Source organism: Bacteroides rodentium JCM 16496, from assembly GCF_000614125.1.
In the GTDB taxonomy this organism is placed as follows: domain Bacteria; phylum Bacteroidota; class Bacteroidia; order Bacteroidales; family Bacteroidaceae; genus Bacteroides; species Bacteroides rodentium.
Window position 1 is genome coordinate 96373 of sequence record NZ_BAKJ01000002.1, and the last position, 14793, is coordinate 111165.

Genomic DNA, 14793 nt, shown 5'->3' on the forward strand with positions numbered 1-14793 from the left:
CAAATGATGTTAAGCGATTGATAATCAGAGGTGATTATTCCGCATCCAGTGCCCTTTTCCGTGCCAATGCTTCCAGATAGTAGTAATCGGCATAGTTCAGCGGCACATCAATCTCGCTACCTCCGGGGTGGTGTCCGGTGGAGTGGAGAAGGAGGAAGCCGTAGTGCGTGCCCGGTTCGGCCTGGTAGTGGCTGTTGAGGCTGGCAACAATCTTGTCGGCTGTGGCACGGTAGTGCTTGCCCTTTTCGGGAGCCACGTAAGTGCAGAGTTCGTACAGACCGGAGGCAATGAGTGCGGCAGCCGAAGCATCGCGCGGCACGTCGGGGTTCACGTTGTCGGGCGTGAGGTTGTTGATGGATTCCATCTTCATGTCCCAGTAAGGCACACCGTCGGCAGGCATGTGGGGCAGGGAGAGGAAGAAGTCGGCGATGCTTTCGGCCTGTTTCAGGTAGGCAGGGTCCTTGGTGAAGCGGTAGCACATGGTGTAGCCATACAATCCCCATGCCTGTCCGCGGCTCCAGAAGGAATCGTCCGAATTGCCCTGGTGGGTGCATTTCAGGCGGACATCACCCGTTTCGGGGTCATAGTCCACTACGTGATAAGAAGAGTAGTCCGGGCGGAAATGGTTCTTCATCGTGGTGTTGGCGTGGTTCACGGCAACTTTCCAGAAGATGGAGTCGCCCGTAATCTGTGTGGCGCGGAACAGCATCTCCAGGTTCATCATGTTGTCGATGATGACGGGGTATTTCCACTTGTCACGGTTGTGGTCCCAAGAACGGATGCTTCTCACCTTGGGGCTGTAGCGGGTAATCAGCGTGCGGGCACTCTGGATGACTACATCCTTATAAGACTGCTCACCCGTCAGTTCGTATGCCTTGCCGAAGCTGTCGTACATCATGAAGCCCAGGTCGTGCGTGCCTTTGTGCCATTTTGCCTCTTCGATGGGCCAGGTCCAGGAGATGGCGCTCTGGCGCCAGAAGCTGTCGTTGGTATAGGCATACATCTGCCAGAGCGAGCCGGGGAAGAAGCCCGAACACCAGTCATGGGGATGTATCATTGCCAGTGAGCCGTCTTTGGCAATGGTGCGCGCACTACGCGGCGGCGTGCGGCGTTCTTCTCCTCCTTGCGTGCCTTGTCGGCGCACTGCATGGCGAGTTTCAACTGTCCGGCGGCGTAGGCGTAGGCATGGTCCACTTCGGTGGCTTGCACGTAGAGCAGGTTGAAGCGGTCGCCCAAGTCCAGCGTGCGGCAGGCGTTGTACAGGCGCAGGTAATCCTTGCGTGTGGGGTTCAGCCAAGTGGCGGTGCGGTAGAGGTCGCGGCAGAAGTTCTGTTGTGCTTCTTCCCATCCGCTTATCTGCCGGTAGGGCCATGCGCTCAAATCCTTGCCCATGTATTGTGCCAGAAAGTCCATCGCCTTGTAGAAGCTATGCCCGTCGTGTGAGGCAAGGGCCTCGGCGTCCATGTTCAGGTTGCGTGCCATGGTGAGGAGGTCGAGGATGTGGGTCAGGTTGTACTGTGAGTAGTGGAAAGCCAGTGTGCGGGCCAACTCGTGGGGCTGCTTGCCGTCCGTGTCAATCTGCTTGGCGATACGGCGTGCGGGCAGGGCGTTGATGATGTCGATGGCTTGCTGCTGTTTGCCTCCGTAGAGCGAGAAGGCGGCTATCTGCACGTCGTAGGCGATGCTGTGGTTGTTCTTGCATTCCGCCTCTTCCTTGCCTTGCGGACTGGAGAGCATCCAGTCGGTCAGTTGGGCGAACCATTTCTTCAGTTGCTTGCTGTCTTTGGCGGTGAATGCTTTCGATGGTTCCAAGAGGGCAACGGCATCCAGCATCTCTACAAACGAGTAGGTGTCTATCAGGCCGTAGGAGCGTCCTTTGTCGTTGTTGTGTCCCGGTGTCACTTGGCATATTCCAGATTGGGGTTCATGCGGGTCTCTTTGTTGAGGAACCACACGCGGATAAGTTCCGTAGCCTTTTGTGCGTAGCGCTCTTCCCCGCTGAAGTACCAGGCGAGGGCAAGGGTGGTGACACGGTTGGCGGTGGCTCCCAGGCGGTTGCGGTCCAGCTTGTTCAGTTCGGGGTTCGATACACCGTCGCGGTTGATATAGGGCAGTCCGTCGGGCTTGGTGGGGTCGGGCCAGTAGTAGCGGGCCTGGCTCATGTAGTCGTGCTTGTCACCGCTGGCAGGAGTCTTCTCCTTCATCATCACGGAGAGGGGTTCGGCATTCAGCAGTCTGTCGGCTTCGGCTTTCAGTGCCTGGTAGGAGTGGGCATAGAAAGGCTTGTCGATGGATTGCTTCACGCTTTGCAGGTGGTCGGTGTTCCAGATGGACTGGGCTTGTGCGCCCGGCATCCAGAGGAGGAGGGCAAGTGCCCACTTGGTTGCTTTGGTTTTCAATGTCAGTTTCATGTTATTGTTTATTGCTAATAGATTCTTTTCAATTTGATTCCATTCAGGAAGCATGAGCCGCTGACGGCCTGGAAGCGTACCTCCAGGCTGTCTCCCTCGTTGCGGACGATGTACTTCTTGCGCAAGGCTTGGAAGTGCTTGCCGTCCTTGCCGGGGGCGAAGTTCTCTTCTACAAGGTTTCCGTTGATGGAAACGTTGAAGGTATTGTCGCCGTTGTCCTCTCCTCCGTCACGTCCCAGCAGGTAGGCGGCTTGGGCGCTCCGGCGGAAGATGTCGGTGAAGAGCAGTTCCACTTCGTACATGCCTTGGGGAAGGTCGAAGCGATAACCCTCGATGTCATTCCGCAAGGTTTGGAACAGGGGGCCGTCTGCGGTGTTCCGTATCTCGGTCTGCGTGCCCTGCTCCTTGCCGCCGATGTAGCCCCAGCTGCCCGGTGTATAAGGTTGGTCGGGAACCCATGTCAACGAGCTTTCATCGGAAGTGAAGAAACAGTGGCTGCCCACGTTGACAGCCAGTTCCAATCCGTTCAGATTGGTTTTGTCCAGCCGGTCGGGGATGGGGGTGAAACCTACCCGCAATCCGTCCGTCACCTCCTTGCCTTGGCACCTCCCGCGGGCATGGAGGAATGGTTCTTTCCGGAGGAACGGCACCTCGAAGAGGGCGGTGAAGTTCTCCGTCTTCTTCTTGCCTACGGATGTCCCGTCAATGAACAGCTCCACTTCGGGCAGGTTGGAGTAGACCTTTACAGGCAGCATCACCGGCTTGCCTTCCTGTTGCACACCGCTACGGCGTGTCCAGTCGCGGCTGGCAATGTGCAGCACGGGGATGTCGTTGCGCCATGCCGCTTTATAATAATAGTAAACGTCCTTCGGCGTGCGGTTCGAGCCTACCAGCCCTTGTTGTTGATGCGTGGCATGGATTCGTCCCTCAGTGCGGATGAGAAGTCGATAAAGTTCCAGTGCGTGCCGCCGCAGACGTAAGTCAGCTTTTCCATCACAGGCAGGTAGTGTTCCAGATACTTCTGCTGATACTCCATGCTGAAGTCGAAAGCACGGGGAGAGAGTGTGTGCAGCCGTCTGTCCGACCCGGCACCGTATTCGCTGACAATCATCGGATGGGTGGGATGCTTGCGGTGCTGCTCTTCGAGGAAGCGGTCGAACCCTTTCAAGTCGCCGCCATACCAGCCTGGTAGAGATTCCAGCCTACGATGTCGGTGATGTCGCCTAGTCCCACCTTGTTGTAGTCGTCGCTGCCGTGGAAGGCCATGGTGCTGATGCGTGTGGGGTCTTCCTGCTTCAAGGCATTCTCCAGTCGGCGTGCCAGTTCCAGTGTGCGTTCCAGTACCGGTTTCAGTGCATCGCCTTTGTGCTTGCGCTGTGCTACGAGGAGGATTTCGTTCATATATCCCCACGTGATGATGCTGGGGTGGTTGTAGTGCTGTCGAATCATCTCGCGCAGGTTCTGTTCGCAGTTTTCCGCATACCCCGGTGTGTCGGGCACGATGTCGATAACGGGAATCTCCTCCCATGCCAGCATACCCATCTTGTCGCACATCTCCAGCAACGCTTCGTCCTGCGGATAGTGTGAGATGCGGATGAAGTTGGCGCCCATCTCTTTCATCAGCCGGAAGTCGCGGCGGTGCATTTCGTCGGTCAGGGCCACGCCGATGGGCTTCTGGTCCTGGTGTCGGCAGATGCCGCGCAGCTTGTAGGGCTTTCCGTTGAGGAAGAAACCTTCGGCACCATCGAAGCGATACCAACGGAAAGCGGTGGGATGCTCCGTGTGGTCCAGAACCTGTTTGCTCTTGGCATCGAGGAGCGTAGTTTCCACCTTATATATATGGGGTGTTTCGGGCGTCCATAACATGGGGCGCGAAACCGGCAGAAGTTCTTGCTCGAAGGCAATCGTCTCTTCCGCTTTCAGTTGTATCTTTTTCTTTCGTGTCTGTAGCAACGTGCCGTCCGGTGCATAGAGGCGGGTCATCACTTCCAGGCTTGTCTTCTTCCGGTCATCGTTTCTCACCTCTCCGCGGACGGACATCGTGCCTTGCTCTTCGCTGACTTGGGGTGTGGAGATAAAGATGCCGTCCGAACCCAAGTTGGTCAGATGGAAGTGTTGTTTGGGCACCGCCGTGAGCCACACATCCCGGTAGATGCCTCCGAAGAAGGTGAAGTCGGTCGAGATGGGGGCGATGTCCTGCCGTGCATTGTCCACACGGACGGCAAGTGTGTTGGGGGCATCGGTGTGCAGATATTCCGTAAGGTCGAAAGTACATGCCGTGTAGCCTCCGGCGTGGCTTCCCACTTCCCGTCCGTTGACGTAGAGGGTGGCGGCTTTGCTGGCGGCTTCCAGTTTCAAGAACAGCTGCTTGCCTTGCCACTCTTGGGGCAGGCGCAGGGTGCGGCGGTACCATCCGGTGCCACGGTAGTAATCTTTTTCGGTGTAGGCGTCTGTGTTCCAGGTGTGCGGCAGGTGTATGTCTGCCCAGCTGTGGTCGTCGAAGGCACTGTCTGCTGCGGCGGGGCACTCTTCGCGGAGGAACTTCCAACTGTCGTTGATGGTTTGGGACTGGCGTTGGGCGTATGCCGGGAATAGGGTAAACAGGGATAAGACCGTTGTGGCTATCCAATGGCAACTCCTTTGTCGGCATATTGTCTCTTTTTTCATGATAGATGTGTTAAGTTATAAATAAATATCACTTCCAAATGTAATGAAAAGAGGCGGATATGAAAAAAAACGAGAAATATCCGCCTCATTGTTTAACCTGAATTTACAATCTTCCTCGATTTGGAAGATAAACCTATTAAAAACTACTCTCTTCTGATTGGCATATTATAACTTCATTTGATAGAGTGAAGATATAGCTGTGATGTAGAGTCTACCTCCGGCAATGAGCAGAGAAGTGGGGCGTTCGGGAACTTCTATGGTCCTGATAAGCCTGCCTGCAGGGTCGAAGACGGAAATATCACCATTGGCTACATATACATTACCTTCTGAGTCGGTTGTCACGCTCCGGTCGCCTCCGTCGGCAAATAGACGGCAGTTCTGCAAGAAGCCTTGGGCATCGGTATCTGCCTGGATAACTCGTTGGTGGTATTCGTCCAGCAGGTAAATCGGATGTCCCGGAATCGTTTTTACCAAAGAAGAGCAACGGAACAAGTCTTCGTAATAAGGGATGATGGTCGCACCATCGGGAGCTATGAAGCATTGTTCCGGCTGTTTCCCGTTGTAATATTCGTTTTGGGTGATTGTCCTGTTGCCCAAGTAGTAGACCAGTTGGGGTGTGGAGACCTTCTTCATTTCTGCCAAAGGTAATACCCGGAAACTGTCATCCGGATTGTCGGGACGTATGGCATAGACCTTGGGTACATACGTGAATCCCCACAATCCGCCGGCTCCTTTCCAGCCGAACAGGGGGTGGTTGCCGTTGCGGGTATCATCGTTATGGTAGCCCGGCTGGGAGATGTACTTGGTGACTACCAGCAGATTGTCCTGCGTATCGCACGCCAGTGCCACTGCATTCCATGGGAAATCGGCGATGGATGTCACTTTCCCGCTTTGTGCCTCCAGCTTGTAGATGCGCCGCATGCGGTGTTCGCAGAAGTAGATATTTCCCCGGCTGTCCTGCGTCAACCCGTCGATGAACTCAAAGCCGGTGACGATAGGTTCTGCTTTTCCGGTTTCTTCATTCAGCGGATACTTCCGGTTCTCCTTGCCGGTCAGGCAGAGCCGTGCAAACTCCCAACGGCGTGCTTCCCGGCGGGTATTGACATCGTAAAGGCTGGCATTGGAAGTGAATTTCACGCGGGCATGTGCATAGTTGTGAAGGTTGAGGAACTCTATGTCCTCACAGTTCCATGTGCGTATGGCAGACGGATAGGACTTCAGCATGCGCGATACGCGGTAGGAGTAGAAGTTGGCGAAAGTCAGGTCCTTGCAGTCTATCAGGTCCAGCGGCTGTGTGTCGATGCCTTCCGCTTCCACTTCAAATTGGAAATCGTAGATTTTCCAGTTGGATACATTGCGGAAGATGGCTTCGTTACGCAAATGGTGTTCCAGAGACATGCCGTAGATGCGTCCCGGTGTTGCGGTGTGGCTGATGTACAATCCTGCCGAGCTGTATTCGTTGGCAGTCCAAATGTCTCTGAATGTGCCTCCTCCACCGTTGGTAATCCACAGGCTCCAGTGCTGGTTGTCCCAGGCGCGGGTAATGAGTTCGTGGGTTTCGGGAGTGACGGGCATAGGCTTTTCCATAGGATTGGCGGCACTTTGCCCGTTGTGGAAGAAGCGGGACTTGTCGTGTCCGCTGAATTTCACATCGTACATGTACGACCCCTCGCCTGCCATCCATTTGCAGTTGACGGCGCGGTAGTTGTAGGCATCGGCATTCAGGAAGATGCCGCACACGATGTTTTTGCCGCCTTGCGGAGTGGTGAGTTGTGCCTGCGGGGCACCGAAACCGCTGAATGCGGGGTTACCGCCTAGTGTCAGCAGGAGGGTGGTGCCGGGGTGCAAGCCTATCAGATTGGTGTTCTGCTTCAGAACGAGCGGCTCTTTCACCACATACCAGCTGTGGGATGTAGATGTGGGCATACTTTTCCACCGCCTCCAGGAAGATTTGCGTGTCATCGCTGAAACCGTCTCCTTTGGCACCTAAATCACGTATATTCACCCATTGTTCCGTGGGTGGAAGTAGTGGCGTATCGCCGGCATCCAGCGGAGTAATCCGTTGGATGGGGGCTATTTCGGCAAGCCGCACTATCCGGGGAGTATCTTCCAAGTTGTCGGCATTGAATCCGAATGTAAAGCGGGTTACCCGGTAGGTCTTTCCTTTGCCCGGTATCTGTTTGTCTATGGAACGTTCTTGGGCAAACAGGGGAACGTTCTTGCATTGAATATCTTTAAGATTGATTTGTGTTGCTGCATTTCCTGCATCTGTCAGTATGACTCCTGCTTGTTTCACATTCTCGAAGATGCAATCTTCCATGAATAGCCGGTCGGGGGCTTTGTCTTTGATTTCTATGGCTACGGGTACATTCTTTACCTGCATGCGGACAATGGTCAGTCCGCCTTCGTTGGTGAGGATGGCGCTGCTTCGTTGCTTCTCGAAGTATGAGTTCAGCAGCATGATGGGCCATCCGGGAGCGGACTTATTGGTGTCAATTCCATATTCGCCTCCGTAGATGGCGATATTCTCCAAGTGGTTTCCTGCATCGGCAATGCCGGCACGTCCGTTGCCTACACGGATGGCTACGCTGGAAATGGAGCAATGTTGTGCGAAGTGCGCACGGATGGCGGTTGCGTTGGGATTGCCGTCTTCAATCCGGATATCGATGTTCATCATCGAGCTGTAGAAGGTTCCGGCATTGGCATCTCCCACACGTCTTTCGGGGTGGTAGCTTCCACCGATGAACCAGAAGAGGTATTTCCCTTTGGCTGTTTCGCGGGTCACTTCCTGGAAACCGGGCGACTGCTTGGCAAGCACGAAAACCGGGCGTTTGCTGCCATAGCCGATAAGGCGTACTCCGGAGGGAACGTAAATCGTCTTGCTGAGTTTGTAGGTGCCTTCGGGGACGAAGAGGATGCCGCATCCGTTTTCTTTTTGCTTTGCCCGGTTCAGCGCTTCTTGCAGGGCATCGGATACGTCAGTACTCCCATCGGAGGTGATGGGGAAGTCTTGGGAAGTGAAGTAAATGGCTTCGGCATCGTGCGGACGGGCAGTCAGTATGGATGCCGGTGTATATGCCCGACACATCTCCCGTGCCGAAAGGAGGAACAGAAGGGAGAGACATATAAGGAATGATTCGAGTCTTTTCATGGCAAGGATAATGATTCTTAATGAAAATAAGGAGGGTACATCAAAATACGTTTGCAACTGTCCGGCGGACGTATTCTGACGTACCTTCCTTATTCAGCAAAAACGTGGTCCGTTGGTTATTTCAGGGGATAACGTTTGAGGCTGATGGTTACTTTGCCGCTGTCGTCTATGCGGTTCACATACACAAAGGCAGCATACTTGCCATCGGCGCTCTTCATGAAGACACCGTCGTCGTTCTTCAGGTTGAGCACGTAGTTGGAGGCACGGCTCAGGTCGAGTGTCTCGAAGTCGACGTCATCCACATAGACAGCCGGGTTAGCACCCTTCAGCTGTGCATCGTGTACTTGTGCGCGTTGTTCCATCGGTGTATCGTTGGATGCGCCCGAAGGGATGATGCCGCTGAGAGCGATGAATTTCGGGTCGGTTGCCGGAGAGACGAAAGAGTGTCCGTAGTCGAACCCGTCATCGGTCTTTTTCTGGTAGTTGTAGATGAAGTCGATTTTATTCCCCATGCTTGCCGCTTCGGCGGTGGTATAGGCAGCCATGTCTTCGAGTGAGAAGCAGCATGCCGCTCCGTTCTCCAGTTCGATGAGGCGCTTCATATCCATCTTTGAAACGGGGTAGGAAGGAGTCTCATAAGTGACCTTGCTTCCGGTTGTGGAAGTTGCCGTGAAGGTGATGTGGAAGCTTTTTCCTTTGGCTTCGGCAGGCACCACGTAATTGTAGCGCAGTGTGGCAGCGATCAGTTCCGACTGGCTGGTGCCCACGGCGACACTCGGGTTGAAGTAGTGGGTATCTACGGTCTCCATCATGTTGGCAACGGAGGTAACACCGCTGGTCGAGGCATCCTTTACGGTCTGCAAGGGCACTTCATCACCACCTCGGTAGTTCACACCGTTTACGGAGATGTCACCCCGTGCTGTGAACCAGGAGTACAGTTCGAAATCGGTACCGGTAGCTCCGGCAAAGGAGGCAGTGGCTTCTGCCTTTGCCAACCGCCCTTCCGTAGTACCCATGGCATACGCGAATTCAATCTTCTCGCCGACGATGGCGGGAGCGGTTGTTTTCTTTATCATGTCGTTCTTGAGGCCCGACTCATCGTCGCTGCTGCATGCGAAGCATGCGAGGGCGATGGTGGAAAACATGGCATATTTCAATAGTTTCATAACTTGTTTCTGTTTTTTTGATGTTTAAAATGTTTCTATCACTCACCTTGCACGGTAACGGTAATGGTATAGGTCTTCTTTACTTTACGGTTACCGGAGATTACGGTGTATTGGCGCGGTTGGCTGAAGTCGGTCCATTCGCCCATGTTGGGAGTCACGATACAGTCTTTTGCCACACCGCACTGGGGCTTCACATTCTTGAGGTTGGTACCGAATTTTGCCACACCGGTGATGGTGTTTGCCTCGTCGTCGATGTTGTAGCTGGCAAGCACGTCGCGGTTGTCCGGACCTCTGAGGATGAAGGAGGAGATGTAGCATTCTTCGCTGTCGGTAATCAGCAGGTCGTTGTCATCTACCGGATAGTCGTTGCAACCCTGTGACAGGAGGCAGACGGCAAGGAACATCACTATTCTATAGATACTTTTCATATTGTTTGTCTTTTTTCGGTTCATACTGTTTTGGTTATCTCCACGGGGTGTTCTGTGTCAGGTTCGGATTGCGGTTGCGCTCGCCTTCGGGGATTTGGTAGATGTAATACTTCTGGAAGTCGAGTTCGGAGGCATTCTTGAACTGGTCGCGTACACGTGCGCCGTTGGTGTCATAGAGGGTAAGACCATCGCTCTGGCAGGGCCGAATACATCGTGTGCCTTTCTCCAGCGGCGGATATCGAACGGGCGGTGTCCTTCGGTAGCAAGCTCTACGATGCGTTCCTGCTCGATGGTCTTGAAGAATTCTTCTTTGTCGGCATACTTGTCGGCAGCCAGTGCGGGCAGATTGCCACGGCTACGGATTTTGTTGAGCAGTGCCACACATTCGTCCGTGGGACCGTTGGTCTCGTTGACAGCTTCGGCATACATCAGATAGACATCGGCAAGGCGCATGAGGTAGAAGTCTTGCGGTCCGTCCGTGCGGTCCCATCCTGCCTCTTGGCGTATCCATTTGCGGTAGATATAGCCGGTGCGGCCGCTGGCATCGTTGTTGATGAATCCGGCTCCTTGGTTATAGGTTCCATACATCCAGGTGTAGGCAGGATATTGGCTGCGCAGTTCCATACCGCCGTTCTCGATGCCGACGTATGTTTCGCCGTCCCACATGATGGTGGACTTCATACGCCAGTCGCGGTTCTCATAGCTGGCGCGGTTGCGGGCACCGTTCTCCAGGTTGGCATCTCTGTTCATTACCAGTTGGGGCAGGAAGTCGCCGGTGATGGTGGACTGGTAGCGGTCGGCAAGGAACGAAGTGGGCATAATCCAGCATTGTGCGTTTGCCGTGGTTCGTGTACCGAAGTCGCGCAGCAGGCTTTCGCCTTGTCCCAGGTTAGGACCTCCGTAGGATATGGCGTAGATGATTTCGGAGCAGTTCTCGTTGTAATATTGGAAGAGGCTTCCGTACGTGGGGGATTCGTAAGTACCGGGGTCACCGTCGCCAGAATCGTCAGTCCGTAATTGTTGATTACAGCCTTGAAGTCGGTAGCGGCAGCCTTGTAGTAAGTGTCTGCTGTAGCGGCGCTGGCTGTAAAGCCATCCAGTTCGGGCCATCCGAACTTATTCCAGCAAGCGTAGTACAGTTCAATCTTTCCCTTGAAGGCGAGGGCGGCTACCTGTGTGGCACGTCCATAGTCTGTACCGTATTTCACGGGCAACTTCTCGGCGGCATACTGCAGGTCGTCGAGCAGGTCTTTTACGATGTCCGCAATGGGAGTACGCACGAGCGAGCAAGCTTCGGCATCGCCGTTCAGCACGTGGCGGTAGTAAGGCACGTCGCCCCAGTTCTCTATCAGGCGGAAGTAGGCGAGGGCACGCAGGAAGTAGTTCTCGGCATTGATGGCTTCCAGCGATGACTTGATGGTGGCGTTCTGTTCGTTTTCAATCATGCGCTCCACATAGGATATGGTGTAGTTGGCACGGTTGATGACGCGGTAGGCGTTGTTCCACATGGACGAGAAGCCGCTGGTAATCCAGCCTGCCGGTTGCCAGGCGCTGATGCTTCCCAAGCTCTTGCCGCGTGTGTTTTGGAATTCGCCGTGTCCGTCGTAGTAGTGTTCGGTCGCGAACAGGGTACGTGTGGCGTTATAGACACCGTAAGTGGAGGTCAGCGCATCGTCTGTACTCTTCCAGAAGAGGTCGGAAGATACTTCGGTAGTTGCGGGACGGTTCAGCAAGTCGTCCACGCAAGAGGTAGAGAGGCTTGCCAGCCCGGCTAATGCTATATATTTGATATATTTCATATATTTCTTGTTTTAAAGTTCAGATTATCAAAATTCGATGTTCAATCCCACGGAGTAAGTCTTTACCAGCGGGTAGAAGTCGTTTCCGTGCGGCTTTTCCGGGTCGATACCCTTCCAGGGAGTCAACGTGAAGATATTTTCGCCGGAGAGGTAGAAGCGTGCGCGGTTGAAACCAATCTTCTGCATGTAGCGTTCGGGGATGGTGTAACCGATTTGCAGGTTCTTCAGGCGGAAATAGTTAGTGTTGTAGGCATAGAACGTGCTTTCTGCGCGGTTGTGTGAACCTTGGTTCCCGGTGATGATGCGGGGGAGGGAGGCATGGCGGTTGTCCAATGACCAAGTGTCGGTCCAGTGGAATTGCTGGAAGGCAAAGCGGTCTTGCGGAATCGTGTTGGTGTTCAAGTCGTCCAACCACACGTCGGTACGTCCGTAGTTTCCTTGGAAGAGTGCTTGGATGTCGAATCCCTTATAAGCACCGGTCAGGGTAATACCGAACTGTCCCATCGGGGTGTCGCGGTATTTGTTGGTATAGGCTTTCTTGTCCAGGTCGCTGATTACTCCGTCGCCGTTGATATCCTTAATCATGATGTCGCCCGGGGCAATGTGGTCGTTGCCTGATAAGGCGCGTTGGCGATGTCTCCCCAGCTCTGTACAAGTCCCGGATAGGCTTCGTAGATATAGAGGAAGTGATAGGGCATGTCGAGCATGGTCCAGCCGCGGTCCAGGTGGTCACCCCATTTCTCCAGCTTGTTCACGTTGTAGGAAGCGTTCACGTTGATGCTGTAGTCGAACTTGCGGATTTTGGAATGCCAAGTGATGTTGGCTTCCACACCACGGTTGCGGAGGTCGGCAACGTTGATGCGCGGAGCTGAGTAGCCTGTCAGCAGGGATGAGATGCTGGAACCGCGAATCATGCCGGTAGTGAAACGGTCGTACCAGTCGAGTTCGGCAGTCAGTTGGTTGTTGAAGAATCCCAGGTCGAATCCCACGTTGAATACGCGTGTCTCTTCCCAAGAGAGGTCTTTGTTCACCATCTTGTTGGCGCTGAAGCCGGTTACCAGTGTGTTGTTGCCTACCACGTAGTTGGTGGTGCTCATGGTCTCCTTCTGTTCGTAGCGGCCCACACCGGAGTTGTTACCCAGCGTACCGTAAGAGGCGCGGAACTTCGCGTTGCTGACGGTTCTCTTCAACGGCTCGAAGAACTTCTCTTCGGAGATACGCCATCCGATGGCAGCCGAGGGGAAGAAGCCCCACTGGTGTCCTTTGGCAAAACGGGATGAACCGTCGGAGCGGAACGTAAATTCAAACAAGTATCTGTCGAACAGGGTATAGTTGAGTCGTCCGATGAATGAACGAAGACCTTCGGAGTTGGAAGAACCGGAGTTGGTTTGCTCGGAGGGAGAGGCTGCATCGATTTCTTCCAAAGAGTTGTGCAGGCGGTTCTTGCGTTGTGCCCACAAGCTGCGGTTATACCAATACTCTTCGGCAGCATTGAACATGGCGGCGATGTGGTGTCCTTTGGCAATCTCCTTTTCATACGAGATGCGGCCTTGGAACAGGGTCTTGTGCCTTCGTAGTTGCCGTTGTTTATCAGGTCGCCGGTGTCGGGCATGGTACGCGACACTTCGCCGGTCTGGAAGTTCATCTGCTTGACAACGTTCTGCACGGTCTTGCTGAATTCGTTGTAGTATCTCAGTGCGTAGCTGACGTTTACTTTCAGGTCTTTCAGCGGTTCCCATTCCATGTAGGCGTTTCCGTTGAACTCCTTGCGGCTGGTGTTGGTGCGATAAGCTTCGTATTCGGCAATGGCGTTACCGGCAGAGGTGTTTTCACCGTAGGCCATGCTACCGCCGTATTCGCCTGTCTCGGGATGACGGTTGAGTACACCCGAGATGACATACTTCAGACCGGCGGTCTCCAATCCGCTGCCGCGCGGTGTCTGTCTTTCCGACCATGTGCCATCGGTCTTTACGCCAATCTTCACGTTGTCGCGAATTTTATAATCCAAGTTGAGGCGCATGTTGTAGCGGCTGTAGTCGTTGTGAATCTGCAAACCTTCCTGGTTCATGACGCCGATAGAGGTATAGAAGTTCATCTTGTCCGAACCTCCGGATGCCGATACCGTGTGGTTCTGGATGGAACCGGTGCGGAACATTTCATCAAACTGGTCGGTATTGGGGAAGAGGATGGGGTCTACCATGCTCATGGCAAGCCATTGTTCGGCAGAAGCCGGGCGGAAGTTGGTAGAGTTGTTGCCGGAAGCCGCTGCACGCATGTGCATGGTCAGCGCACGGCTGTAGTCGGCCATGTAGTCGTAGAATTCCACGGGACTGGACCATGCGTAGGAGCCGTTGTAGTTCACTTTCGCCTTGCTCTCTTTCAGTCCGCTCTTGGTAGTGATAAGGATAACGCCATTGGCAGCACGCGAACCGTATACGGCAGACGAAGCCGCATCTTTCAGCACGGAGATGCTTTCGATGTCGTTCATGTTGATGCGGTTGATGTCTACGTCGGGCATGCCGTCCACCACAATCAGCGGGTCTGAGTTGTTGATGGACCCCAGACCGCGCACCTTCAATGAGGCACCGTCGCCTCCGGCAAAACCGGTGCTTTGGCTTACCACCAGGCCCGGAACCAGACCGGAGAGGCTGGAAGATACGTTGGTAATGGAACGGCTGGCGATGTTCTCGTCGATTTTCACGGCAGACACCGAACCGGTCAGGTTGACTTTCTTTTGCGTACCGTAACCGATGACTACGACTTCATCCAAGGCTTGTGAGTCTTCGGAGAGGGTGACTACGATATGGTTTTTTCCTTTCAGTTCGATTTCCTGAGTGGTGTAACCGATGAAAGAAACCACCAGCGTGGCGTTGGGCGGGGCTTGCAGGGAGAATTTTCCATCCAAATCGGTGATGGCACCGTTGGTAGTCCCCTTTACGGTCACATTGGCACCGATGACAGTTTCTCCCAGTTTGTCTTTCACCGTACCGGTAATCTGGACATTCTGTGCCGTAGCGGCTCCAATGCCGATAAATAGCAATAGGAATACAAATAAATGCTTCATACGAATTTTTTTTTAATGAATAAATGTTGGTTTCATGGTTTTGAAGAGGTGTTGTTCTCTTCGGGGAGATGCAGCGAGCCGATGCGTGTGCCGACTCGTCGGGTGAT

Annotated in this window: 8 protein-coding genes and 4 pseudogenes; all 12 read right to left on the reverse strand. The window is 54.1% G+C overall.

Annotated elements, in window-relative coordinates; translation table 11 throughout:
• Positions 1–34: 34 nt before the first annotated feature.
• A pseudogene (locus tag JCM16496_RS01160) lies at positions 35–2411 on the reverse strand (alginate lyase family protein).
• Positions 2412–2425: 14 nt separating this feature from the next.
• Positions 2426–5078 (reverse strand): annotated as a pseudogene (locus JCM16496_RS01165) (glycoside hydrolase family 2 TIM barrel-domain containing protein).
• 165 nt (positions 5079–5243) lie between these two features.
• Positions 5244–7004, reverse strand: a complete 1761-nt coding sequence (locus JCM16496_RS23245; RefSeq protein WP_244440178.1) for an SMP-30/gluconolactonase/LRE family protein — start codon at positions 7002–7004, stop codon at positions 5244–5246.
• Complete coding sequence (locus tag JCM16496_RS23250; protein ID WP_244440179.1) at positions 6886–8229, reverse strand: right-handed parallel beta-helix repeat-containing protein; 1344 nt, start codon at positions 8227–8229, stop codon at positions 6886–6888. The genes JCM16496_RS23245 and JCM16496_RS23250 overlap by 119 nt, the downstream gene beginning before the upstream one ends.
• Positions 8230–8345: 116 nt before the next feature.
• Positions 8346–9395 carry a DUF4466 family protein gene (locus JCM16496_RS01175; RefSeq protein WP_025831733.1) on the reverse strand — a complete coding sequence of 350 codons (1050 nt, stop codon included), beginning with the start codon at positions 9393–9395 and terminating at the stop codon, positions 8346–8348.
• Positions 9396–9433: 38 nt separating this feature from the next.
• Positions 9434–9823: an SGBP N-terminal domain-containing protein gene (locus tag JCM16496_RS01180; protein WP_025831735.1), complete on the reverse strand. Its 390-nt coding sequence runs from the start codon at positions 9821–9823 to the stop codon at positions 9434–9436.
• A gap of 34 nt (positions 9824–9857) precedes the next feature.
• Positions 9858–10127, reverse strand: coding sequence for a RagB/SusD family nutrient uptake outer membrane protein (locus JCM16496_RS25370; protein WP_500778590.1), 270 nt, complete (start codon positions 10125–10127; stop codon positions 9858–9860).
• Positions 10082–10690, reverse strand: a pseudogene (locus JCM16496_RS23255) (RagB/SusD family nutrient uptake outer membrane protein); the annotation flags it as partial. The pseudogene JCM16496_RS23255 and the gene JCM16496_RS25370, both read right to left, overlap by 46 nt.
• A complete protein-coding gene (locus tag JCM16496_RS23260) occupies positions 10573–11622 on the reverse strand; it encodes a RagB/SusD family nutrient uptake outer membrane protein (RefSeq protein ID WP_244440181.1) in 1050 nt (349 codons plus the stop codon). The gene JCM16496_RS23260 and the pseudogene JCM16496_RS23255, both read right to left, overlap by 118 nt.
• Positions 11623–11649: 27 nt before the next feature.
• Positions 11650–12207, reverse strand: coding sequence for a hypothetical protein (locus tag JCM16496_RS23265; protein ID WP_244440182.1), 558 nt, complete (start codon positions 12205–12207; stop codon positions 11650–11652).
• Positions 12204–13361 carry a TonB-dependent receptor domain-containing protein gene (locus JCM16496_RS23270; RefSeq protein WP_369346647.1) on the reverse strand — a complete coding sequence of 386 codons (1158 nt, stop codon included), beginning with the start codon at positions 13359–13361 and terminating at the stop codon, positions 12204–12206. The genes JCM16496_RS23265 and JCM16496_RS23270 overlap by 4 nt, the downstream gene beginning before the upstream one ends.
• Positions 13316–14686, reverse strand: a pseudogene (locus JCM16496_RS23275) (SusC/RagA family TonB-linked outer membrane protein); the annotation flags it as partial. The pseudogene JCM16496_RS23275 and the gene JCM16496_RS23270, both read right to left, overlap by 46 nt.
• Positions 14687–14793 lie beyond the last annotated feature (107 nt).

Excerpts from the sequence above, each read along its gene's own strand:
- JCM16496_RS23260 (WP_244440181.1), bottom strand. The coding sequence starts at position 11,622 with ATGAAATATATCAAATATATAGCATTAGCCGGGCTGGCAAGCCTCTCT.
- JCM16496_RS23270 (WP_369346647.1), bottom strand. The coding sequence starts at position 13,361 with ATGGGAACCGCTGAAAGACCTGAAAGTAAACGTCAGCTACGCACTGAG.
- JCM16496_RS01175 (WP_025831733.1), bottom strand. The coding sequence starts at position 9,395 with ATGAAACTATTGAAATATGCCATGTTTTCCACCATCGCCCTCGCATGC.
- JCM16496_RS01180 (WP_025831735.1), bottom strand. The coding sequence starts at position 9,823 with ATGAAAAGTATCTATAGAATAGTGATGTTCCTTGCCGTCTGCCTCCTG.
- JCM16496_RS23250 (WP_244440179.1), bottom strand. The coding sequence starts at position 8,229 with ATGAAAAGACTCGAATCATTCCTTATATGTCTCTCCCTTCTGTTCCTC.
- JCM16496_RS23265 (WP_244440182.1), bottom strand. The coding sequence starts at position 12,207 with ATGATTAAGGATATCAACGGCGACGGAGTAATCAGCGACCTGGACAAG.
- JCM16496_RS23245 (WP_244440178.1), bottom strand. The coding sequence starts at position 7,004 with ATGCCCACATCTACATCCCACAGCTGGTATGTGGTGAAAGAGCCGCTC.